Here is a 21733-nt window from a genome sequence, read left to right as displayed (position 1 = left end):
TGCCCAGGATGGCGCCGGGGAGAGCGTGTATGACCGAACTCATTCGCAGCAACGACGTCGTCCTGATCGGGTTCGCCCAATCGATCCTGGAGGCCGCAGCCATTCCGGCCCTCGTCGCCGACCAGCACATGAGCCTTCTCGAAGGCTCCATCGGCGCCTTCGCGCGGCGTCTCCTGGTGCCGCGGGATCAGGCGATGCAGGCGCGCCGCCTGCTCACGGATGCGGGCCTCGCCCACGAGTTGCGGGATGCCTGAGCCCGGGGCCGATCTCTGGCTCGGCGGTCGGCTGCGCCTGATCCAGCCGCCGCGCGGCGCGCACCGGGCCGGCACGGACGCGGTCCTTCTGGCAGGGCTCCTGGCACCCGAGCCCGGTGCGGTCGTCTGCGACGTGGGGGCGGCGAGCGGTGCGGTGGGCCTCGCGGTGGCCCTGCGGAGCCCCGACTGCCGCGTGGTGCTGGTGGAACGTGACCCGGACCTGGCAGCTTACGCCCGGTGCAACGCCGAGGCGAATGGCTTGGTTAACCGGACGACGGTCATCGAGGCGGACGTGCTGGCGCCCGGACTGCGTCGGCAGGCCGATGGCCTGACGCCCGGCCTCGCCGACCTCCTCCTGACGAACCCGCCCTACTTCGAGCCCGGACGGCACCAGCCCTCCCCCGTGATCGGCAAAGCCAGCGCGCATACCTTTTCGGACGGCGGGATCGAGGCCTGGATGCGCAGCTGCGTCGATCTGCTCCGCCCACAGGGTCGGCTCGGCCTGATCCACCGGGCGGATCACCTCCCCGCCTGCCTCGACGCCGCCCGCGGCCGCTTCGGCGCGCTGGCGATCCGGCCGGTCCACGCCAAGCGGAATCAGCCGGCGATCCGCATCCTCATGAGCGGCGTGAAGGGAAGCCGGGCTCCGCTGCGGCTCCTGCCGCCCGTCGTCCTTCATGACGACGAGGGCCGCTTCACCCCGCACGCCGCGGCCCTTCACGAGGGTCGCGGGTGGGTCGATGCCGGCGTCGAGGTCCCCTGAGGGGCGCGCTCAGTAGAACGTCCGGACCCGATAAGGCCGATGCCAGCCGTGATGGCGGTGGCCCCAGCCGTGGTGCCGGCGCCAATGGTGGCGGCGATACCCGTGGTGGCGATGGTGCCAGTGCCGGCGGTGATGCCAATGACGCCGATGTCCGTGCCACCGGGCCTGCGCCACCAGGGGGGCCTGCGCACCGGCCTCGATACCCGCCACGGGCATCGGCGCGGCGGTCGCCGTCGCTGCTCCAAATCCCATCGCACCGGCCAGCATGCCGAGTGCCAGGGCCATCCAACGCATCATGCGCATGGTCGCATCTCCTTCGCTGCTGCGCGGGCCTCCCCGGGAGGCGCGCGGGCCGCCACGATGCGGCGGCGTGAGGCGACAACGGCGACGCTGGCAAAAGGGTTCGCCCCGCCCCACCTCACCGCTCGAGCGACCCTGCCCTCCGTGGCCGACGCGCAACACCCTTCCGCTCCTCCGATCCGAGTCGAGGCCGCATGCCCGTTTCCCTGCCTGGTCCCCTGCGCGCGCTGCTTCCCCGACGCTGGCGCCGTGCGGAGCCGCGCGTCGCCGTCCTGCGGCTCAGTGGGGCGATCGGCGCCGTGTCGCCGTTCCGCGCCGGACTGTCGATCGGCAGTCTCGCGAGCAGCCTCGATCGAGCCTTCGCGACGCCCGGCATCGCCGCCGTCGCGCTGGTCATCAACTCACCCGGCGGCGCTCCGGCGCAATCGCACCTGATCCACCAGCGCATCCGCGCCCTGGCGGCCGAGAAGAAGCTCCCGGTCCTGGCCTTCGTGGAGGATGTGGCGGCGTCCGGCGGCTACATGATCGCCTGCGCGGCCGACGAGATCATCGCCGATCCGATGTCGCTGGTCGGATCGATCGGCGTCGTCTCGGCCGGGTTCGGATTCGACCGGCTGATCGAGCGCATCGGCATCGATCGCCGGGTGCACACCCAGGGCGAGGCCAAGGGGATGCTTGATCCGTTCCGTCCGGAGGATCCGGCTGACGTGGCGCGTCTTAAGGCCATCCAGACGGACGTGCAGGCCCTGTTCACGGCCCTCGTCGGCGCCCGCCGCCCCAGGCTCGCGCCTAATGGAGAAAACCTGTTCACGGGGGCTGTCTGGACCGGCCAGCAGGCGCTACCGCTGGGTCTCGTCGATGGCCTGGGGGATGCCCGCTCGACCCTGCGGGCACGCTACGGCGACAAGGTCGATCTCGTCTTCATCGCCGAGAAGAAGGGCTCGCTCGTCGCCCGCCTGTTGCGGCGCTCGGCGCCCGGCAGCAGCGTCGCGGGCGAAGTCCTGGCAGCGATCGAGGATCGCGCGGCCTTCGCCCGCTACGGCTTGTAGGATCTCAGCGTTTGCAACTTTCAGCGCTTGCAGCTCTCGGCGCCGTAACCGGCATAGACCACCCGGACCTTCCGGGCGCAGGTCTCGGCAACGGCGGGGGCCGGCACGGCCGCGACCTCGATCGGCGTCACGGCGGCGGGCATTGTGACCGTATCCGAATACTCCGCCGTGGCGAGCGCGTTCGACGCCGTGATCACCAGCGGGGTGGCCACCAGGGATGCTGCGACGAGGGCGGCGAAGACTGTGAAGGACGAGCGCATGGCGCGATGTTCCAAATTGTCGACCGCCCTTGAGGACGGTGAGAACCCCTTGATTGCCGAATAAACTTGGCAGCAAGCGAGACCGTTCCACCGCTAAGGCGAATCGTGGCCGAATTGTGTGTGGTGACGCACGCCCATGGTGCGGTGCCGTCGCTTGACACGACCGGGCCGCCTCTTAAACGCTGGCCGCCCCTCCACGGACCGGAAAACCCATGTCGAGCGCCGTCGATCTAGCGCCCAAAACCTCGTTCCAGGGCCTGATCCTGACCCTGCAGCGATTCTGGGCGGCGCAGGGCTGCGTGATCCTGCAGCCCTACGACATGGAAGTCGGTGCCGGTACCTTCCATCCGGCGACGACCCTGCGGGCGCTCGGCCCGAAGCCCTGGAAGGCCGCCTATGTCCAGCCTTCGCGGCGGCCGAAGGATGGCCGCTACGGCGAGAACCCGAACCGGCTGCAGCACTATTACCAGTTCCAGGTGATCCTGAAGCCGAACCCGCCCAACCTGCAGGAGCTCTACCTCGCTTCCCTCGACGCCATCGGGGTCGACTTGAAGCTGCACGACATCCGCTTCGTCGAGGACGACTGGGAGAGCCCGACCCTCGGGGCCTGGGGCCTCGGCTGGGAGTGCTGGTGCGACGGCATGGAGGTGAGCCAGTTCACCTATTTCCAGCAGGTCGCCGGCTTCGAGTGCGCCCCCGTGGCGGGCGAACTCACCTACGGGCTTGAGCGGCTGGCAATGTACGTCCAGGGCGTCGAGAACGTCTACGACCTGAATTTCAATGGTGGGACGGGCGAGGATCGGGTGTCGTACGGCGACGTCTTTCTCCAGTCCGAGCAGGAATATTCCCGCCACAACTTCGAGGCGGCGGACACCGCCATGCTGTTTCGCCAGTTCACCGACGCGGAAAAGGCCTGCCGGACCTATCTCGACGCCGGTGCGCCGGAGGACGAGACCGGCCGGCACCGAATGGCGCAGCCGGCCTACGACCAGTGCATCAAGGCGAGCCACGTCTTCAACCTGCTCGACGCCCGGGGCGTCATCTCGGTGACCGAGCGCCAGAGCTACATCCTGCGGGTGCGCGAACTCGCGAAGGCCTGCGGGGCGGCGTACCTGCGCACAGCGGGTGGTGGCGCGGTGTGATCCGCAACGCCGACCGCGCCCGTCACCCCGAACACCATTACCTGGACGCCGCCTGATCTCATGCCCGACCTCCTCCTCGAACTGCGCTCCGAAGAGATTCCCGCCCGCATGCAGCGGCGGGCGGCCGACGACCTGAAGAAGCTCGTCACCGACGCCCTCGTGGAGCGCGGCTTCCTCTACGAGGGCGCCAAGGCCTTCGCCACGCCGCGCCGGCTGGCGCTGCACGTGGCCGGCCTGCCGCCGCGCGGCCAGGACGTGCGCGAGGAGCGCAAAGGGCCCCGGGTCGGGGCACCGGAGGGCGCGGTCCTGGGCTTCCTGAAGAGCGCTGGGCTGGCGAGCCTCGATCAGGCGACCATCGTCACCGACCCGAAGAAGGGCGAATTCTACGTCGCGGTGATCGAGCGGCCCGGGCGCGAGACCCTCGACGTCCTCGCCGAGATCCTGCCGCAGATCATCCGCGGCTTCCCGTGGCCGAAATCGATGCGCTGGGGCAAGGCCTCGGCACAACCGGGCGCCCTCCGTTGGGTGCGTCCGCTCCAGTCCATCGTGGCCACCTTCGGACCGGAGACCGAGACACCGGACGTGGTGCCGTTCGCGGTGGACGGCATCGTTGCCGGAACCACAACCTACGGCCACCGATTCCTGGCGCCGGAGGCCATCGAGGTCCGGCGCTTCGACGATTACGTCCAGGCCCTGGAGCGCGCGAAGGTCGTGCTCGACGTGGAGCGGCGCAAGGACATCATCCTGCACGACGCCCGCGACCTCGCCTTCGCGCGGGGCCTCGAACTGGTGGAGGACGAGGGGCTGCTGGAGGAGGTCGCCGGCCTCGTCGAATGGCCCGTGGTGCTGGTGGGCTCCTTCGACGAGGCCTTCCTCGACATCCCTGCCGAGGCCATCCGCGCCACCATCCGGGCCAACCAGAAGTGCTTCGTCCTGCGCCAAGCCGGCACCGACACCCTCGCGCCGGCCTTCGTCCTGACCTCGAATCTGGTCGCCAGTGACGGTGGCCTCGCCATCACTGCCGGCAATGAGCGGGTGGTGCGCGCCCGGCTGTCGGACGCCAAGTTCTTCTGGGAGACCGACAAGGCGATCCGCCTCGAGGACCGGCTGCCGAAGCTCGACAGCATCGTGTTCCACGAGAAGCTCGGCACGCAGGGCGCGCGCGTTCAGCGCATCGCGGCCCTGGCCCGCGAGCTGGCACCCCTGGTCGGCGCCGACCCGGACCAGGCCGAGCGTGCCGCGACGCTTGCCAAAGCCGACCTCGTCACCGAGATGGTCGGCGAGTTTCCCGAGCTTCAGGGTCTGATGGGGCGCAAGTATGCGGCACTGCAGGGCGAACCTTCGAGCGTCGCAGCGGCGATCGAGGACCACTACAAGCCGGTCGGTCCTTCCGACCGGGTCCCCACCGATGCCGTCGCCGTGGCCGTCGCGCTCGCCGACAAGCTCGACACCCTGGTGGGGTTCTGGTCCATCGACGAGAAGCCGACGGGCAGCAAGGACCCCTACGCCCTGCGCCGCGCGGCGCTCGGAGTGATCCGGCTGCTCATCGAGAACACCGTCAAGCTGTCGCTGCTTCGCGACGGCTATCAAGCCGCCGCCGACGGCCATGCGAACTACGGCAACCCGGCAAAGGAAAACGCGCCAGCGAGCGCCGCTGACGCGGATGCCGCAAGCCTCCTCGCCTTCTTCGCCGATCGCCTGAAAGTCTACCTGCGCGACAAGGGTGCCCGGCACGACCTCATCGACGCCGTCTTCGCCGTGCCGGGCCAGGACGATCTGCTGATGGTGGTCCGTCGTGTCGAGGCCCTCGGCACCTTCCTCGAGACCGACGACGGCCGGAATCTGCTGGCCGGCTCCAAGCGCGCCGCCAACATCCTGCGCATCGAGGAGAAGAAGGACGGTCGCGCCCACGACGCTGCCCCCGACACGGTCCTGGCCGCCCGTGGCGAGCCGGAGGAGCGGGCCCTCGCCGAAGCCCTGGCGGCGGCGCGCGAGACTGCGTCGGCGGCGGTGGCGGCGGAGGATTTCGCCGGGGCCATGCAGGCTCTCTCCACGCTGCGCGCTCCGGTGGATGCGTTCTTCGAGCGGGTCACGGTGAATGCCGATGATCCGGCCCTGCGCGAGAACCGTCTCGCCCTGCTCAACGCCTTGCGGGCGGCGACCCGCGAGGTCGCGGACTTCTCGCGCATCGAGGGCTGAGCGGCCGAATTTAGCCCCTCACGGCTCGGCTTGGAACCGTGTCCGGGCCGCGCGGATGGCGGGGTGATTCCGCTCCGCCCAATCCACCAGCCCGGCGAGGGGCCGGAGCAACGAACCGCCCAGGGGCGTCAGGCTGTATTCGACGCTGGGTGGGCTCGTGGGAAACACGCGCCGTGTGACGAGGCCGTCGCGCTCCAGGTCGCGCAGGGTCTGCGTCAGCATTCGCTTCGAGATGTCGGGGATCACCCGGTGGATGGCGCCGAACCGGCGGGTGCCGCCGGCAAGGGACGCGATGATGAGGGTCGTCCACTTGTCGCCGAGGTGACTCAGCACGTCGCGGACCGGGCAGTGATGCGGGTCGAAGCCGAGATCCTGCCAAGCCGCGAACCGCTCCGCGAGATCAGGGCCATCGGTCATGGGCGGTTCCCTCCGGGTAACCAGGGTTCGAAAACCTGCCGCCTTACGGGGCCTGTCGGTCTCTTTTATAGACCTTGTGAAGAGTCAGAACCACGAGGCAGCCCGACATGTCCCAGATTCCGTCATCGAGACTGTTCGTCACTGGAGCCACCGGCCAACTCGGACGGCTCGTGATCGCGGCCCTCCTGCGGCGGGTGCCCGCCGCCCGGATCGTCGCCGGCGTCCGGCAGGGCGAAGGCCCGGCGGCGCATGACCTTCGTGCACAGGGCGTCGCGGTGCGCGTGGCCGACTACGCCCACCCGGAAACCCTCGCGGAGGCTTTCGCGGGAATCGAACGGCTGCTGCTGATTTCCTCCAGCGAGATCGGTCAGCGCGTGGCCCAGCACCGGAACGTCATCGCCGCCGCCGCCCGGGCGCGCGTTGGTCTGATCGCCTATACCAGCCTGCTGCACGCAGACACCTCGCCGCTCGGACTTGCCGAGGAGCATCGCGCCACCGAGGCGATCCTCAGGGAGTCCGGCCTGCCCGCCATCATCCTGCGCAATGGCTGGTACACCGAGAACTATACGGCGTCCCTGCCGTCGGCCCTCGCGCACGGCGTCCTGCTCGGAAGCGCCGGGACGGGACGGATCTCCAGCGCCGCCCGTGCCGACTACGCCGAGGCCGCCGCCGCGGTGCTCACCGGTGACCAAGCAGCCGGGCGCATCTACGAATTGGCGGGAGACGAGGCCTACACCCTGCCCGACTTCGCGGCGGAAGCCGCGCGGGCCTCCGGCCGGCCGCTCCGCTACCAGGATCTGCCGCCCGCGGATTACGCGGCGGCCCTCCTCGCGGCGGGCCTACCGGAAGGGGTCGCGCGCCTCCTCGCGGATTCCGATGCCGGCGCAGCCCAAGGTGCCCTGTTCGACGACGGCCACGCCCTGCGCGACCTGATCGGCCGGCCGACGACGCCCTACGCCAGCGTCGTCGCCGGGGCCCTCGCGTAAGGTCTCGGACGAAGTCGGCAGGGCATCGTTCACCGAGGGGACGAGATCCAGAAGATTTCGGCTGGTCCGCCAGCCAACAAGCGGAACGGTTTCTGGATGAACGCCGTTGGGGCTGCAGATTTTCCTGAAGGGAGATGTTCATGCGCAACCCCATCATCGCCGCCCTCACCCTGGCAACGCTGTTTGGCGCTTCGGCCGTGCAGGCGGAGACCACGGTCATCCGCCGCGATGCGCCCGACACCGTCGTTGTCGACCGTCCGTCCACCGAGAGCCGCACGGTCGAGCGCCGCGAATCCAGCGACGGGTGCTCCTCGAAGACTGTGACCAAGGAGAACGATCTCGGCGACCGCAAGACGGTCACCAAGGAGAGCTGCGACTGAACCCAGCGTCCGAGTTCGGATGGCTGCAACGCCCGCTCCGGTCCAACCGGGGCGGGCTTTCGCGTTTCAGAGGGTCTTTTCGTAGCGCCAGGCTTCCATGCCATCCTCGTAGTAATCCGGGATGACGGCGAAGCGCGTGTAGCCCCGCCGTTCGTAGAGCCGGATTCCGGCACCGTTGTCGGCTCGGACCTCGAGGCGCAGGCGCGCGCAGCCATGAGTACGCGCATCCGCTTCGGCGGCATCGAGGACGAGGCTGCCGAGCCCGAGACCGGCCCGCGCCGGGGACACGGCGATGGAAGAGAGGCGAGCGCTGCGGCTGCCGCGTCGGCGCTCCAGGGTGGCGGAGCCCACCAGGGTCGCCTGCCCCGCCGCGTCGTGGGTGAGCGCGACGAGAAGCGACATGCTGGCCGAGCGAATCGCGTGGCGGATCGCCCGCCGCTCGGCACGGTCGCTGGCGAAGGCGGCGTGTTCGAGGGCCACCAGGGCGTCGAGGTCGGCCAGGGTCGCGGGGCGGATCTCCACCACCGGCGCCGGATCGGGCTGGATCGAGGGCGCCCTCACCGGGCCGTCCAGGGATAGACCCAGGTTTCCGTCAGGGCACGGCCGGAGGTTCGCAGGAAGACGCGCAGGTCCGTCGTCTGGCCCGGCGCCTCCAGGGTCACGTCGAAAGCGGCCCGCAGGCCGCGGATATGCGGGTTCGGCGTCACCGAACTGTGCGTGATGTGGCCGGTGGAGGTGCTGGCCACCACCTCCACCCGGCTCGGATCGGCGCGATAGTAGTCGAGGTCGCCGCCGGCGAAATCCACGAGGAAGCGCCGCGTCAGGCCGCCCTTGGCCTCTTCGGCCTTGGCGGTGCCGCTGGCCACCGGGGCGACGCTGAAGGTGTTGATCACGCGCCCCCCCGGATGGAGGGGGGCGCCGCCGACGGCGCGAACCCGGTAGGACAGTGGGACCGGCGTGCCCGCCGGATAGGGGTTCGCCGGCCGCCAGCACGCGACGACGTTGTCGTTGGTCTCTGTGTCGGTGGGCAGCTCCATCAACATCACCGCGCCCTCCCCCCAGGGGCCGTCCGGTTCCACGAAATAGCCGGGCCGGCGGTCGTAGGAGGCTTCAAGGTCCTGGTAGGTCTCGAAGGTCCGATCGCGCTGCATCAGCCCGAAGCCCTTCGGGTCGCGGTCGATGAAGCTGGAGATGCGCCGGTCACGCGGATTGTGCAGCGGGCGCCACAGCCATTCCCCGCTGCCCGCCGCGATCTGAAGCCCGTCGGAGTCGTGAAGTTCCGGCCGGTAATCGTCGGCGTGGCGGCGGTCGTTCTCGCCGATGAAGAACATCGAGGTGAGCGGTGCCAAGCCCACCGTCGCGAGGTCAACCCGCGGGATCAGGGTGGCGCGCACCGCCACGCTGGTCTCGTCACCCGGCGTCACGGTGAACTGGTAGGCGCCGGTGAGCGACGGGCTGTCGAGGAGCGCGTAGAGCGTCAGGGCATCGTCGGCTTTCTCCGGCGCGCCCACCCAGAACTCGCGGAACACCGGAAACTCCTCCGGACCGCCCTGCCCCTCGACGTTGACCGCCAGTCCCCGGGCCGAAAGCCCGTAGAGCTGATCGCGTCCGAGGAAGCGATAGTAGCTGGCCCCGAGGAAGACGACGAGCTCGTCGAGCAGGTTCGGCTTGTTCAGCGGTGCATGGATGCGCAGACCGGCGAAGCCGAGATCAACCGGCAACGCCTTGTCGAGCTTGGTGCGCCCCATGTCGTAGAGGCTCGACTGGTAGGGGATCGGCGTCGCCACGCCACCGCGCACGAGGTTCACCGTCACCGGACGGGTGTAGAGGAAGCCGAGATGGAAGAGCTGGAGCCGGAACGGGCTCCCCTCCACGAGGAAGGCCTTGTCGGGCTTGAAGCGGATGTCGCGCCAGGCGTCGTAGTCGAGCTTGGCGATCGGTGCCGGCAGGGCCGGGACGCGCGGATCATGGGCGACCTTGGCCAGGTCCTGCGCCCGGCGCTCCACGTCGGCGAAGCCGAACGGGGTCTCCGGGCGCCCCTCGCGGCGTTGGGCCCGCGCCTCCCCGGTTGCTGCCAGGAGAGTCGTGGCCGCGAGTCCCTGCACGATTCTGCGCCGGTTGGGTTTTGACATCGTCCTGCGATCCGGTGCGCCTGTGGGAAAACCGTGCGCTTGATGGCCCGTCCGCACGGGCTTGGGAAGGGCCCATCGTCGGCCGGGCGGCGGTGTCCGCGGCGTTTCTGCAACAGCCCAGGAAGACAACCCGGTTTCGGGTGAAAGATCGCGGTTTTCCCTTGTGGGGAGAACACCCTGACCGTATATGCGCCTTGCCCAATTTCGCACGTGCCTGTGGCCGCGTGTCGGTTGGTGGGCATCCGGCCAACTGCCGGACAGCCGCCAGGGGTCTTAAAGGATCGATGGTCGACAGGGTGGATTCCCTCCGGCCGGCATCCAGGTGGCAACACCGGACCCCGACAACAACCGGCAGCCGGAGGCGAAACCGGCGAACCCCGCTCTCCACGGGGGACGCAGCTTAAAGCAACGACGAACGGGCTTTTTTGGTCTCGTCGGCCCTCCAAAGGCCGGCACCGAAGAGGCTTGTTTCTCTTTGCCCGGCGTGCGGTGGGGGTCCTCCCTTCCAATCCAAGGCAGCTTCCGGGTGCTCTCGCGCCCGCTGCGCTTCGCGTGTCTCCAAAGCACGCGGTGCGTCGCGACGCAGCGCCCCCAGACGCCGGACGGCTCACGTCGTCCTGACATTCGACAGCGCGCCCCTTGAGGGCGGCCGCGAACCTGTGGGTTGGAACGACCATGACCGATCGTATCCGCGATTTCCTCCGCGCACGCCGCGACATGGGCCAGGACGAGGGCCCGGTGATGGTGCTCGACCTCGAGGTCGTGCGCGACAACTACACCGCGTTCGCCCGTGCCCTGCCGGATACCCGGGTATTCTATGCCGTGAAGGCGAACCCGGCCCCCGAGGTCCTGCGCCTCCTCGCCGAGATGGGCTCCTGCTTCGACACGGCCTCGGTGGTCGAGGTCGAGATGGCGCTCGCCGCCGGCGCCACCGCCGACCGCGTCTCCTTCGGCAATACCATCAAGAAGGAGCGCTGCATCACCCGCGCGCTCAAGCTCGGCGTGCGCCTCTTCGCGGTCGATTGCCAGGCCGAGGTCGAGAAGATCGCCCGGGCCGCCGAGGCCGCGGGCGTCGCGGCTGCCGATGTGCAGGTGTTCTGCCGCATCCTCTGCGACGGGGCCGGGGCCGAATGGCCGTTGTCGCGCAAATTCGGCTGCGTGCCGGAGATGGCCGTCGACGTGCTGGAGCACGCCCACCGCCAGGGTCTCACGGCCTATGGCGTCTCGTTTCACGTCGGCTCGCAGCAGGGCAACACCGGTGCCTGGGACGGCGCGCTCGCCTCCGCCGCCGCGATCTTCGAGGAGTGTGCCCTGCGCGGCATCAGCCTGTCGATGGTCAATCTCGGTGGCGGCTTCCCGACCAAGTACCTCAAGGCGGTCCCGGGCGTGGAATCGTACGGCGATGCGATCTTCCGCGCCCTGACCAAGCATTTCGGCAACCACATGCCGGAGACCATCATCGAGCCGGGTCGCGGCATGGTCGGCAATGCCGGCGTGATCGAAGCCGAGGTGGTGTTGGTCTCGAAGAAGTCCGACGCCGAGGACGAGGTGCGCTGGGTCTACCTCGACATCGGCAAGTTCGGCGGCCTGGCCGAGACCATGGACGAGTCGATCCGCTACGCGATCCGCACCGAGCATGACGAGGACCGCATGGCGCCCTGCGTACTCGCCGGCCCGACCTGCGACTCGGCGGACGTGCTCTACGAGAAGGTGCCCTACCCGCTGCCGGTGTCGCTCTCCATCGGCGACAAGGTGCTGATCGAGGGGGCCGGCGCCTACACCACGACCTACGCGGCGGTCGCCTTCAACGGTTTCCCGCCCCTTCAGCAATACGTCATCTAAACGCCTTCACGGTCATGACGCGAATGCCGGGCATTCCCCATGGGGACGCCCGGCGTTGAAACTCTCCACGCCCGTCCCGTTCAGGCCGGCGGCCCCGGCCGCAGCCTGAACGGATTCGTCCTGTCGCCTGCCCAACGTTCGGGAGGGGTGCGGCCTTGGTCCAGATCCGTGATGAAGTGGAAGGCGACGTCGTCGCCCGCGAGCACCTCCTCGACGCCTGCTTCGGCGAGGCACGCCGCCTGAAGACGTCCGAGCGCCTGCGTGAGGGTCGGCTTCCTGCGGAGGGCCTCGCCCTCGCCGCCGAGCAGGACGGTCGCGTCGTCGGCACCTGCCGTCTCTGGCATGTCGAGGCGGGTTCCCGGCGTCCGGCCCTGCTGCTCGGGCCGTTGGCGGTCGACCCGGCGATCCAGGGGCTCGGCCTCGGATCGATCCTTATGCGGGCAGCCCTGCGTCGCGCGGAGCATCTCGGGCACGGCGCGGTGCTGCTGATGGGGGACGCGCCCTACTATGCGCGCTTCGGCTTCTCGGCGGAGCGTGCGGAGGGTCTGTTCATGCCCGGTCCGTTCGCGCGCGAGCGCTTCCTCGGCCTGGAACTGCGTCCCGGCGCGCTGGCCGGCGCACGGGGCATCCTGCGGGCTTCGGGCGCCTGGGATCAGGCGGCGCCCATCCCCCTGGGGCCGGCGGTGACCGAGATCGGCGCGGAGTCCCGACGACGGGTCGCCTGACGGCCGTTCCGGCGCAGCCGCCGGTTAGATCGCAGTGTGATAGTCGGTCTTGGCAGCGAGGTCGCAGCGGCGCTGAAAGGCGGCCTCGTGGCGACGCGTCACCGCGCGAAGCAGCGAGGCGGCGAGCGTGATGATGCCGGGATCGCGGTCGATGGGCTCGTCGACCGGAGCGGCGAGGCGCGAGGCGATGAGTGCGAGCATGGCAGATGTCCGTGGCGTCGAAGGGGCGGACGCTTCCTCGTCTAGGGTCGCTCTTGTTCTGTTGCAGTGCAATATCGGTTGGTGGAACCGCGCTCGCAATGCGCCGAGATGGGATGTCGCCCTGCGTGCAGGGCATACGCCCCTTCAATCTTCCGTAAGACTTGATGCATGGCGCATGACGCGGTCGCGTCCTGGCGGTTGACCGCCGGAGCCGCAAACGTCACTGAGCCCGTCGCTTGTTCGTCATTTGCGCCGCCTAAGGCATGCGGTCGCCGTGCGACGACTGATAAACGACACGTCTCTGAGAAGGACATCACGCCCATGACCGAAGCCGCCACCACCTGGCCCGTCCACGGCCGCATCACCGGCCCCATCGTGATGATCGGCTTCGGCTCCATCGGACGCGGCACGCTCCCGCTGATCGAGCGACACTTCGCCTACGACAAGGCCCGCTTCACGGTCATCGAGCCGTCCGACGCGCACAAGGCCCTGGCCGATCAGCACGGCCTGCGCTTCGAGCAGGTCGCGCTGACCAAGGAGAACTACCGCGAAATCCTGACGCCCCTGCTCACCGAGGGCGGCGGCCAGGGCTTCTGTGTGAACCTCTCGGTCGACACCTCGTCGCGGGCGATCATGGAGCTGTGCCGCGAACTCGGCGCCTTCTACATCGACACCGTGGCGGAGCCTTGGCCGGGCTTCTACTTCGACAAGACCAAAAGCCAGGGCGACCGCACCAACTACGCTCTGCGCCAGGAGATTCTGGACGCCCGCACCGCGAGCCCCGGCGGCATCACCGCCGTGTCGTGCTGCGGCGCCAATCCCGGCATGGTGTCGTGGTTCGTGAAGCAGGCCCTCCTCAACGTCGCCGGCGATCTCGGGCTGAAGATCTCCGAGCCGAAGGACCGCGCCGGTTGGGCCGCGCTCATGCGCGAGGTCGGCGTCAAGGGCGTCCACATCGCCGAACGCGACACCCAGCGCGCCAAGTCGGCTAAGCCCATGGGCGTCTTCGTCAACACCTGGTCGGTGGAGGGCTTCGTCTCCGAGGGCAACCAGCCGGCCGAGCTCGGCTGGGGCACGCACGAGACCTGGAAGCCGGAGAACGCCCGTGAGCAGGAGAAGGGGTCGCGCTGCGCGATCTACCTGCTCCAGCCCGGCGCCGACACCCGCGTGCGCTCCTGGACGCCGACAGCTCAGTCGCAGTTCGGCTTCCTCGTGACCCACAACGAGGCCGTCTCGATCTCCGACTACTACACGGTGCTGGAGGGTGAGCGCGCCGCCTACCGCCCGACCTGCCACTACGCCTATCACCCGGCCAACGACGCGGTCCTGTCGCTTCACGAGATGTTCGGGAACGGCGGCAAGGTGCAGAAGCAGCACCACATCCTCGACGAGACCGAGATCGTGGACGGCATCGACGAGCTCGGCGTCCTCCTCTACGGCCACGCCAAGAACGCCTACTGGTACGGCTCGCAGCTCTCCATCGAGGAGACCCGGCGCATCGCCCCCTACCAGAACGCCACGGGCCTGCAGGTCACCTCGGCGGTGCTCGCCGGCATGGTCTGGGCCCTGGAGAACCCGGAGGCCGGCATCGTCGAGGCCGACGAGATGGACTTCCGGCGCTGCCTCGAGGTGCAGACGCCGTATCTCGGCCCCGTCGTCGGGGTCTACACCGACTGGACCCCGCTGACCGGTCGCCCGGGCCTGTTCCCCGAGGACATCGACACCAGCGATCCCTGGCAGTTCCGCAACGTGCTCGTGCACGGCTGAGCCGCCCCGTCGTCGCGTCCCCGGCACGGCTTCCGCGCCGGGGACGAGAGCGATGCATCGAAGCCCGTTGTGCCCGGGACTGACGGACGGCTACGATGGCGTTGCGCTGCGATGCGCGCCATCTTCGTCTCCAGCCAGGACTGAGCCGCCCGGTGCCCCACTTCGAAGATTTCTACGCCAACAAGCTGCGCGGTTCGCTCGGGGTGACCGATGCGGAATCGGTCCTCGACCTGCGCGAGACCAATCGTCCGACCGCGGAGGCCTCCCTCGCGGACATGCTGGAACGCAGTCGCTTCGGGAAGGGCAAGACGGTGGCGATCCGCCTGGCTCCACCGCCGGAGGGCGGGGGCGAAACCCTGTTCCAGCCGATCGGGCGCCTGCTCCTCGACGCGAAGCGCAAGGGCCTCGTCGATCGCCTGCAGACCCTCCCGGCCGGCGATGGCCTCGGGTTCTACGTGGCACTATCCGGTAAGGCTGTGCGTTCCTCCGACGGATAACGTCGCGCGACCCCGGAAAACGCCTTGCTCACCCTCGGACACAACACCATCGAGCGCGTCGCTCGATTCGGCTACGGCGCCCGCGGCATCGTCTACTGCATCGTCGGGGGGCTGGCGGTGCTGGCCGCCATCGGCCAGGGCGGCCGTGCCGGCGACAGCGAGAGTGCGCTCCGCTGGGTCCTCGCCGGACCGTTCGGCGTGGTGCTTGTCGGTTTGATCGCGGCCGGGCTGCTGGGATTTGCCGTCTGGCGCTTTATCGAGGGCCTCACCGATGCCGACCGGCGCGGGACCTCGCTGAAGGGCCTGACCGTCCGGCTCGCCCATCTCCTGAGCGCCGCGATCTATACCGGCCTCGCCATCACCGCCGCGAGCCTCGCCCTCGGCCTCGGGCGCGGGGGCGGCGACGCCGCCCAGGATTGGACGGCCTGGCTTCTGGCCAAGCCCTTCGGCCTGTGGCTCGTGGGCTTGATCGGCCTCGGGGTGATGGGGGGCGGTGTCGCCTTCCTGGTCAAGGCGTTCAAGGGCGACGTCACCGATCGCCTGAAGCTCGATGCCGACCATTGCCGCTGGGCCAAGCCCGTGGGCCAGTTCGGGTACGCCGCCCGGGGCGTCGCCTTCCTGATCATCGGCGGGTTCTTCATCGCGGCGGCCTGGTATCAGGCTTCTTCGGAGGTCAAGGGTCTGGCCGGCGCCTTCGCGGCTTTGCGCGCGCAACCCTATGGTTGGGTGCTGCTCGCCATCGTGGCCGCGGGCCACTTCGCCTTCGGCGCCTTCGGCCTGATCCAGGCGCGCTTCCGCCACATCGACGCGCCGGACATCGACCAGACCGACGACGCCGTGGCCGCAGCGATTCGCGCGGTACGCTGACGCTGCTCAGGAACAAATTCAGACCTGTGTCGATTGAGGCCCCAAACTGAAGGATGCGCAGCGACGGCGATGGGTCGAGGCGGCGCGCCTGTCAGAGGGGGGAAGACATCATGCGAATCCATTCGACACGCCTGGTTGGCAGCCTCGTGGCCCTGGGCCTTGGCCTGTCCGCCGCTCCCGCTTTCGCCCAGGGCATCTCCATCGGTCCCGGCGGCGTCCAAGTCGATCCGGGCTACCGTCGCGGCTATGACGATCGCGGCCCGCCGCGCAGCGAGCTGACGCGCGGTGAGGCTGCCCGCATCGCCCGCCGCGAGGGTCTGGTGGATGTCGACGGCGTCGACCGCCGCGGCCCGCGCCTGATCGTCCGCGGTTCGGACCGCCGGGGCGACGACATCTCCGTCGTTCTCGACAGCCGGTCCGGCGACGTGCTCGACGTCCGCCGCTGAGCCGGCAGACCGCGACAAAGTTCGCATCGGTCGAGGCCCGGTAGGCGATGCCGGGCCTTCGTCATGTCTGGCTGCGGGCGAAGCGTTCCAGACCGTCCCGCGCCGTACCCTCCGGCCTCCATCCCAGCGATGCCAATCCATCCGCGCGCGCGACGAGGCTGGTCGAGAGGCGGGCATAGGCCGCCTCCTGTCCGGCCATCCGACAGGCGAGCCCCAGCAATACGGACGGCGTCGGCAGAAGGCCGGCGCTTCGTCCGAAGCCGGCCCGCAACGCCGTGACCATCTCGCCCGGCGTCAGCGGGTCGGGCTCGGCCACGATGAGCGGGCGACGCAAGGGACCGGGCGCTTCGAGCGCCACGGCAACCGCCTGCGCCAGCGATTCCACCGAGACGAGGGAGCGGCGGCCCCTGAGGCTAGCGAGGGGCAGCGGCATGGCGGAGCGCGCCAGTTGCAGAAGGGTCGCGACGTTGCCCTTCACGCCGGCGCCATAGACCAGCACGGGGCGCAGGGCGACCCAGTCGAGCCCCGTCTCGGCCAGCGCCGCCTCGGCCGCGAGCTTCGAGCGCCCGTAGGCGTCGGTCGGGGCGGCGAGATCGGACTCCGTCACGATCCCGGCCGCCGAGATCCCGGTCTGCGCCCGAATCGAGGACAGGAAGACGAAGCGTTGGACCCGGGCGCGAACCGCGGCCTCGGCGAGCCGCAGGGTCGCTTCGGTATTGGACGAACGGAAATCGTCCTCGGGCGTGCCCGACATGGTCAGCGACAATCCGGCGGAATGCACCACCGCGTCGACCCCTGCGAGGGCCGCGGCCATGTTCATCGGCCGGGTCAGCTCGCCGACGACGGCGCTGCTCGCGCCCTCCGCGACCTCGACCGGCCGACGGAGCAGGACGCGCACCCGAAAGCCGCGCTGCGACAGGCTTCGCAGCAGGTGCCGCCCGATGAAGCCCGTGGCGCCGGTGAGTGCGATCAGCGGCCCACCCATGGGACGAACCCCTCCTACGGCAGCAGCGCCGTGACCTCGATCTCGACCTTCATCTCGGGACGCAACAGGCCGGCGACGATCACGATCGTGGCGGCGGGCCGGATTTCAGCCAGGATCCGGCCGCAGACCCCGAGTACCGCCTCGGCCTCCGTTCGATCCGTCACGTAGTAGGTTGCCCGCACGATGTCCGCGAGCCCGGTCCCGGCATGCCCCAGGACGTCGCCGATGGTGCGCCAGCAGGCCTCGGCCTGGTCGGCCGCCGAGACCGGCATCGTCATCGTGGCATGGTCGTATCCGGTGGTGCCGGCCACGAAGACGAAGCCGCCCCGCACCACGGCGCGGGAATAGCCGTAGGCCGACTCGAAGGGCGAGCCGGAGTCGATCAGGCGCCGTGTGCTCATCCGCGTCGCAGCGCCTCCAGGACCTTGGCCCCGGGCCGGCCGGTGGGCGGCATGCCGAGGCTGCGCTCGACCTCCTTTATGGCGTCGCGGGTCTTGGATCCGACCTTACCGTCAGGCTCGCCGACGTCGAAGCCACGCTTGGTCAGGCGGGCCTGCAGGTCGCGGCGCTCGGCCCGCGACAGCGGCGGATCGTCGGTGGGCCAGTCGGCCTGGATGCCGCCGCGACCGCGGAGGCGGTCGGACAGCACCGCGATGGCGAGGCCGTAGGATTCGGCGGCGTTGTAGGAATAGAGCGCGTCGAAGTTCTTCGTTACCAGGAAGGCCGGTCCGTCGATGCCGGCCGGAAGCAGGATACCGGCAGGCCCCTCACCCGAGAGCGGACGGCCGTCGATTCGGGTGACGCCGAGGGAGGCCCAGTGGGCGATCGCCTTCTTGTTCTTGCGCCCCGCCGCGCCGGCATTGAAGCCGCGCGGCACCTTCACTTCGTAGCCCCAGGGCTGGCCGTTGTTCCACTTGGCCACGCGCAGGAAGTTCGCCGTGGAAGCGACGGCATCGGGCACCGAATCGACGAGGTCGCGGCGGCCGTCCCCGTCGCCGTCGACGGCGAGGCGCTGGTAGGTCGTGGGCATGAACTGGGTCTGCCCGAAGGCGCCGGCCCAGGAGCCGTTGAGGCGGGACGGATCGATGTCGCCGCGCTCGATGATCTTCAGGGTCGCCATCAGCTCGCCCTTGAAGAACTCCTTCCGGCGATGATTGGCGCAGATCAGGGTGGCGAAGGACTGCACCAGCGGCATCTTGCCGAGGTTCTTCCCGAAGTTCGACTCGACGCCCCAGACCGCCGCGATGGTGTGCCGGTCGACGCCGTAGCGAGCCTCCGCATTGGCCAGGGCCTGCGCGTGCTGGCGCATGGCGGCCTTGCCGTCGTCGACGCGCTCCTCGTCCACGAGGGCGGCCATGTAGTCCCAGATCGGCGTCTTGAACTCGGGCTGGGCCTGAGAGAGTTCCAGCACCTTCTCGTCGTAGGTGATCCCGGCCGTCGCCGCACGGAAGGTCTGGGCCGAGATGCCCTGCGCGGCGGCCTGCGCCTGCAGGCTGCCGAGGCAATCCTGGAAGTCGGCCCGGGCCGGGGCGCAGATCGCCAGGAGGGCCGCGGCCGCTCCGCAGGAGAGGGTCGCCGTCTTACCCGATCGGCCGAATGCCATCGTGTTCTCCGCCAATGCGTTCGTCGAAACTGTGATCGCCGATTCAGGCGATACCAGGGTTAACGAACGGTTGAGGCCGGAGCGGAATGCTCCGGGGCGGTCGCCCTCCGGACCCGGCCACCCCGAGCCCAACCGCGCTGCGATCGAGCGGAGGGCCGGGTTCGCCCGAATTCAGGCGAAGCCGCGCGCGGCGAGCTTCTCTTCGTAGGCGTCGATGGCGGGCGCCCGCTTCAGGGTCAGGCCGATCTCGTCGAGGCCGTTCAGGAGGCTCTCCTTGCGGCCGGGATCGATGTCGAAGTGCAGGGTGCCGCCGTCGGGCCCCTTGATGGTCTGGGCCTCGAGATCCACCGACAGGGTCGCGTTGGAGCCACGCTCCGCATCCTCGAACAGCTTCTCCAGGTCTTCCGGCGAGACCGTGATCGCCAGGATGCCGTTCTTGGCGCAGTTGTTGAAGAAGATGTCGGCGAAGCTCGTGGAGATGACGCAGCGGATGCCGAAATCGGTCAGGGCCCAGGGCGCGTGCTCGCGCGACGAGCCGCAGCCGAAATTGTCGCCGACCACGAGGATCCTGGCGTTGCGGTAGGCCGGCTTGTTCAGGACGAAATCCGGGTTCTCGGAGCCGTCGTCGTAGTAGCGCATTTCCGAGAACAGGCCCTTGCCGAGGCCGGTGCGCTTGATGGTCTTGAGATACTGCTTCGGGATGATCCGGTCGGTGTCGACGTTGATGATCCGCATGGGCGCCGCGACGCCCTCCAGGGTGGTGAATTTTTCCATGATGCCGGTAGCCGTGGTCTCGCGATGCGCGGCGGCCTCTCCCAGGAACGGTCGGGGCGTCGCGCTTGGGCGATATCTAACAGCCAGGGGGCGCCCCTGAAAGACGGGGTCCGCGCGTCTCGCGATCGTCGCGCATCGCGCCTATGCTCCCTGTTCGGCACGACACGAGGGGCGGCGATGACCGAGACCACCAACCAGTTCAAGAAAGCGCCCAAGCGCAAGAAGGAGAAAGCGCGTTCGGTGACAGTGTCGCCCGAGATGCGCCAAGCCTACGCGGACCTGATCAAGCAGAAGGAAGAGCGTGAGGAATACGCAAAACACCTGCCCTCCGAGAAGGGCAGGTGAGGGTCGCTCCGAACCCGCCCGCCGAAACGGGCGGGCCGTGACGGCTTCCGCCGCCTAGCGCTTTCCGGCCTCGATCACGTCCTCGACCGTGCGCAGGCCGGCGCGGGGCGCGTTGACGAGGCAGGCCATGTTGCCCGGGGCGTGCTGGTTCTTCCACATCTTGGTGTGGGCCTGGGGGATCTTTTCCCAGGGAAAGACCTCGCTCATGCACGGGTCGATGCGCTGGTCGAGGACGAACTGGTTGGCGGCCGAGGCCTGCTTCAGGTGGGCGAAGTGCGAGCCCTGGATGCGCTTCTGGCGCATCCAGACGTAGCGGGCGTCGAAGGTGATGTTGAAGCCCGTGGTACCGGCACAGAACACGATCATGCCGCCGCGCTTGGCCACCAGGGTCGAGACCGGGAAGGTCGACTCGCCCGGATGCTCGAACACGATGTCGACGTCGTTGCCCTTGCCGGTGATGTCCCAGATCGCCTTGCCGAACTTGCGGGCTTCCTTGAGCCAGGTGTTGTACTCAGGCGAGTTCACCTTCGGCAGCTGGCCCCAGCAGTCGAATTCCTTGCGGTTGATCACGCCCTTGGCGCCCAGGCTCATGACGTAGTCGCGCTTGGAATCGTCGGAGATCACCGCGATGGCGTTGGCGCCCGAGGCGGCGCAGAGCTGCACGGCGAACACGCCGAGGCCGCCCGAGGCGCCCCAGACCAGGACGTTCTGGCCCGGGCGCACGGTGTGCGGGGCGTGACCGAACAGCATCCGGTAGGCGGTGGCGAGGGTCAGCGTGTAGCAGGCCGCCTCTTCCCAGGTCAGGTGCTTGGGGCGCACCATGAGCTGGCGCGACTGCACCCGGCAGAACTGGGCGAAGGAGCCGTCGCCGGTCTCGTAACCCCAGATGCGCTGGGATGGGGAGAACATCGGGTCGCCGCCGTTGCACTCCTCGTCGTCGCCGTCGTCGCGGTTGCAGTGGACGATGACCTCGTCGCCGACCTTCCAGCGCTTCACCTTGGCGCCGACCTTCCAGACGATGCCGGAGGCGTCCGAGCCGGCGATGTGGTACTCGCCCTTGTGCACGTCGAAGGGCGAGATCGGCTCGCCGAGGCCCGCCCAGACGCCGTTGTAGTTCACGCCGGCGGCCATGACGTAGACCAGCACCTCGTCGTCGCCGATCTCCCAGACGGGCAGAACCTCGAGCTGGTGCGACTGCTCGGGCGGCCCGTGCCGCTCGCGCCGGATCGCCCAGGCGTACATCTTCGCCGGCACGTGCCCGAGGGGCGGCACTTCGCCCATCTCGTACAGGTCCTTCAGTTCCGTCGTGCTCGACGCAGCGCTCGCGGCCATCTTGGCTCTCCCCGTCACTTCTTGTGCTGCTCGCTATATCGGCGAACCGAGAGCCGTCCAAGAGCCCGAACCGCCAAGAATCTTTTCGGCTGAGGCCAAGAAACCTTCACGCCCACAAGAAGAGGCCACTTCTTGAGCCGACGGCATCCTGTATTCAATATTCTCGTGGTGCGCCGGGCCTTTAGCGCACTTCGTACACAGGCTTATCTGCCCGTGGCCCACCTCCCGACGATCTGCCGCCCGCGGCAGCGCCGCGATACGGCCCGACGCCGGCTTGTACCAATGTCCAATTCGCGGATGTGCGACGGGGATACCCGACCCACCCAGCTTTGCGAAGTTGTCCACAGGTCGCTGGGACCGTCCCCGGAAGGCCGGGCTGCGGCACCAGGGTTGGACCGCACGGTCCCCCCGATAGGCGGCACGTTTCCGTGAGTTCGAGGGCGTCGACGAGACCGCGCAGACCTGAG

The 21733-nt window shown here is 69.1% G+C and carries 25 protein-coding genes; 14 read left to right on the top strand and 11 right to left on the bottom strand.

Annotated features, from left to right (window positions below; all coding sequences use genetic code 11):
* Window positions 1–29: 29 nt before the first annotated feature.
* Together ASG63_RS00365 and ASG63_RS00360 are read left to right on the top strand one after the other, a co-directional pair.
* Complete coding sequence (locus ASG63_RS00365; protein WP_056210955.1) at window positions 30–254, top strand: putative signal transducing protein; 225 nt, start codon at window positions 30–32, stop codon at window positions 252–254.
* Window positions 247–1017 (top strand): tRNA1(Val) (adenine(37)-N6)-methyltransferase, encoded by a 771-nt coding sequence (locus ASG63_RS00360; RefSeq protein ID WP_056210953.1) that lies wholly within the window; start codon window positions 247–249, stop codon window positions 1015–1017. Before ASG63_RS00365 ends, ASG63_RS00360 begins: the two co-directional genes overlap by 8 nt.
* A gap of 9 nt (window positions 1018–1026) precedes the next feature.
* Here the strand turns inward: ASG63_RS00360 and ASG63_RS23880 are convergent, their stop codons facing one another.
* Window positions 1027–1320: a hypothetical protein gene (locus tag ASG63_RS23880; protein ID WP_200957513.1), complete on the bottom strand. Its 294-nt coding sequence runs from the start codon at window positions 1318–1320 to the stop codon at window positions 1027–1029.
* Between the two features lie 191 nt (window positions 1321–1511).
* On the opposite strand from ASG63_RS23880, the gene ASG63_RS00355 reads away from it, so the two are divergent.
* Complete coding sequence (locus ASG63_RS00355) at window positions 1512–2366, top strand: S49 family peptidase (RefSeq protein ID WP_056210951.1); 855 nt, start codon at window positions 1512–1514, stop codon at window positions 2364–2366.
* 20 nt (window positions 2367–2386) lie between these two features.
* On the opposite strand, the gene ASG63_RS00350 is transcribed toward ASG63_RS00355, so the two are convergent.
* Window positions 2387–2626: a hypothetical protein gene (locus ASG63_RS00350; protein WP_056210949.1), complete on the bottom strand. Its 240-nt coding sequence runs from the start codon at window positions 2624–2626 to the stop codon at window positions 2387–2389.
* A gap of 212 nt (window positions 2627–2838) precedes the next feature.
* On the opposite strand from ASG63_RS00350, the gene ASG63_RS00345 reads away from it, so the two are divergent.
* Window positions 2839–3768: a glycine--tRNA ligase subunit alpha gene (locus ASG63_RS00345; RefSeq protein WP_056210947.1), complete on the top strand. Its 930-nt coding sequence runs from the start codon at window positions 2839–2841 to the stop codon at window positions 3766–3768.
* 60 nt (window positions 3769–3828) lie between these two features.
* Window positions 3829–5967, top strand: a complete 2139-nt coding sequence (glyS, locus tag ASG63_RS00340) for a glycine--tRNA ligase subunit beta (protein ID WP_056210945.1) — start codon at window positions 3829–3831, stop codon at window positions 5965–5967.
* Between the two features lie 18 nt (window positions 5968–5985).
* Here glyS and ASG63_RS00335 read toward each other — a convergent pair whose 3' ends face one another.
* Entirely contained in the window at window positions 5986–6384 is a 399-nt protein-coding gene (locus ASG63_RS00335; RefSeq protein ID WP_056210942.1) for a winged helix-turn-helix transcriptional regulator, read from the bottom strand.
* 107 nt (window positions 6385–6491) lie between these two features.
* Between ASG63_RS00335 and ASG63_RS00330 the strand changes: the two genes are divergently transcribed.
* Window positions 6492–7370 carry an SDR family oxidoreductase gene (locus ASG63_RS00330; RefSeq protein WP_056210940.1) on the top strand — a complete coding sequence of 293 codons (879 nt, stop codon included), beginning with the start codon at window positions 6492–6494 and terminating at the stop codon, window positions 7368–7370.
* 140 nt (window positions 7371–7510) lie between these two features.
* Window positions 7511–7750, top strand: coding sequence for a hypothetical protein (locus ASG63_RS00325; RefSeq protein ID WP_056211425.1), 240 nt, complete (start codon window positions 7511–7513; stop codon window positions 7748–7750).
* 66 nt (window positions 7751–7816) lie between these two features.
* Here the strand turns inward: ASG63_RS00325 and ASG63_RS00320 are convergent, their stop codons facing one another.
* On the bottom strand, window positions 7817–8311 hold the full coding sequence (locus ASG63_RS00320; protein ID WP_056210938.1) for a GNAT family N-acetyltransferase: 495 nt from the start codon (window positions 8309–8311) through the stop codon (window positions 7817–7819).
* Window positions 8308–9882: a glucan biosynthesis protein gene (locus tag ASG63_RS00315; RefSeq protein WP_056210937.1), complete on the bottom strand. Its 1575-nt coding sequence runs from the start codon at window positions 9880–9882 to the stop codon at window positions 8308–8310. Before ASG63_RS00315 ends, ASG63_RS00320 begins: the two co-directional genes overlap by 4 nt.
* Window positions 9883–10557: 675 nt before the next feature.
* Here ASG63_RS00315 and ASG63_RS00310 point away from each other — a divergent pair.
* Both ASG63_RS00310 and ASG63_RS00305 read left to right on the top strand, forming a co-directional pair.
* Window positions 10558–11724, top strand: coding sequence for a type III PLP-dependent enzyme (locus ASG63_RS00310; RefSeq protein ID WP_056210934.1), 1167 nt, complete (start codon window positions 10558–10560; stop codon window positions 11722–11724).
* A gap of 155 nt (window positions 11725–11879) precedes the next feature.
* Window positions 11880–12449 (top strand): GNAT family N-acetyltransferase, encoded by a 570-nt coding sequence (locus tag ASG63_RS00305; RefSeq protein ID WP_056210932.1) that lies wholly within the window; start codon window positions 11880–11882, stop codon window positions 12447–12449.
* A gap of 24 nt (window positions 12450–12473) precedes the next feature.
* Here ASG63_RS00305 and ASG63_RS25875 read toward each other — a convergent pair whose 3' ends face one another.
* Entirely contained in the window at window positions 12474–12650 is a 177-nt protein-coding gene (locus tag ASG63_RS25875; RefSeq protein WP_200917634.1) for a hypothetical protein, read from the bottom strand.
* Between the two features lie 321 nt (window positions 12651–12971).
* Between ASG63_RS25875 and ASG63_RS00300 the strand changes: the two genes are divergently transcribed.
* The 4 genes from ASG63_RS00300 (at window position 12972) to ASG63_RS00285 (ending at window position 16227) form a co-directional block, all read left to right on the top strand.
* Window positions 12972–14417, top strand: coding sequence for a homospermidine synthase (locus tag ASG63_RS00300; protein WP_056210930.1), 1446 nt, complete (start codon window positions 12972–12974; stop codon window positions 14415–14417).
* Between the two features lie 152 nt (window positions 14418–14569).
* The gene (locus ASG63_RS00295; protein WP_056210929.1) at window positions 14570–14914 is read left to right on the top strand and encodes a hypothetical protein; all 345 of its coding nucleotides are present in this window, start codon (window positions 14570–14572) and stop codon (window positions 14912–14914) included.
* A 24-nt stretch (window positions 14915–14938) separates the two neighbouring features.
* Window positions 14939–15781, top strand: a complete 843-nt coding sequence (locus tag ASG63_RS00290) for a DUF1206 domain-containing protein (RefSeq protein ID WP_056210927.1) — start codon at window positions 14939–14941, stop codon at window positions 15779–15781.
* 110 nt (window positions 15782–15891) lie between these two features.
* Entirely contained in the window at window positions 15892–16227 is a 336-nt protein-coding gene (locus ASG63_RS00285; protein ID WP_056210924.1) for a hypothetical protein, read from the top strand.
* Between the two features lie 61 nt (window positions 16228–16288).
* On the opposite strand, the gene ASG63_RS00280 is transcribed toward ASG63_RS00285, so the two are convergent.
* The 4 genes from ASG63_RS00280 to leuD all read right to left on the bottom strand — a co-directional run bounded on the left by ASG63_RS00280 (window position 16289) and on the right by leuD (window position 19589).
* Window positions 16289–17212, bottom strand: coding sequence for an NAD-dependent epimerase/dehydratase family protein (locus ASG63_RS00280; RefSeq protein ID WP_056210922.1), 924 nt, complete (start codon window positions 17210–17212; stop codon window positions 16289–16291).
* Window positions 17213–17226: 14 nt separating this feature from the next.
* Complete coding sequence (locus ASG63_RS00275; RefSeq protein WP_056210920.1) at window positions 17227–17613, bottom strand: RidA family protein; 387 nt, start codon at window positions 17611–17613, stop codon at window positions 17227–17229.
* Complete coding sequence (locus ASG63_RS00270; RefSeq protein ID WP_082487790.1) at window positions 17610–18815, bottom strand: lytic murein transglycosylase; 1206 nt, start codon at window positions 18813–18815, stop codon at window positions 17610–17612. Before ASG63_RS00270 ends, ASG63_RS00275 begins: the two co-directional genes overlap by 4 nt.
* Before the next feature lie 171 nt (window positions 18816–18986).
* Complete coding sequence (leuD, locus tag ASG63_RS00265) at window positions 18987–19589, bottom strand: 3-isopropylmalate dehydratase small subunit (RefSeq protein ID WP_056210918.1); 603 nt, start codon at window positions 19587–19589, stop codon at window positions 18987–18989.
* Window positions 19590–19766: 177 nt separating this feature from the next.
* Here leuD and ASG63_RS25870 point away from each other — a divergent pair, with 177 nt between their 5' ends.
* Window positions 19767–19934, top strand: coding sequence for a hypothetical protein (locus ASG63_RS25870; RefSeq protein ID WP_200917632.1), 168 nt, complete (start codon window positions 19767–19769; stop codon window positions 19932–19934).
* Window positions 19935–19988: 54 nt separating this feature from the next.
* Here ASG63_RS25870 and ccrA read toward each other — a convergent pair whose 3' ends face one another.
* Complete coding sequence (ccrA, locus tag ASG63_RS00260; RefSeq protein WP_056210916.1) at window positions 19989–21266, bottom strand: crotonyl-CoA carboxylase/reductase; 1278 nt, start codon at window positions 21264–21266, stop codon at window positions 19989–19991.
* Window positions 21267–21733 lie beyond the last annotated feature (467 nt).

The organism is Methylobacterium sp. Leaf94 (assembly GCF_001426045.1).
Taxonomy (GTDB): domain Bacteria; phylum Pseudomonadota; class Alphaproteobacteria; order Rhizobiales; family Beijerinckiaceae; genus Methylobacterium.
Note: the sequence above shows the minus strand (reverse complement) of the source record. Positions and strands in the feature narration are given on the sequence as shown.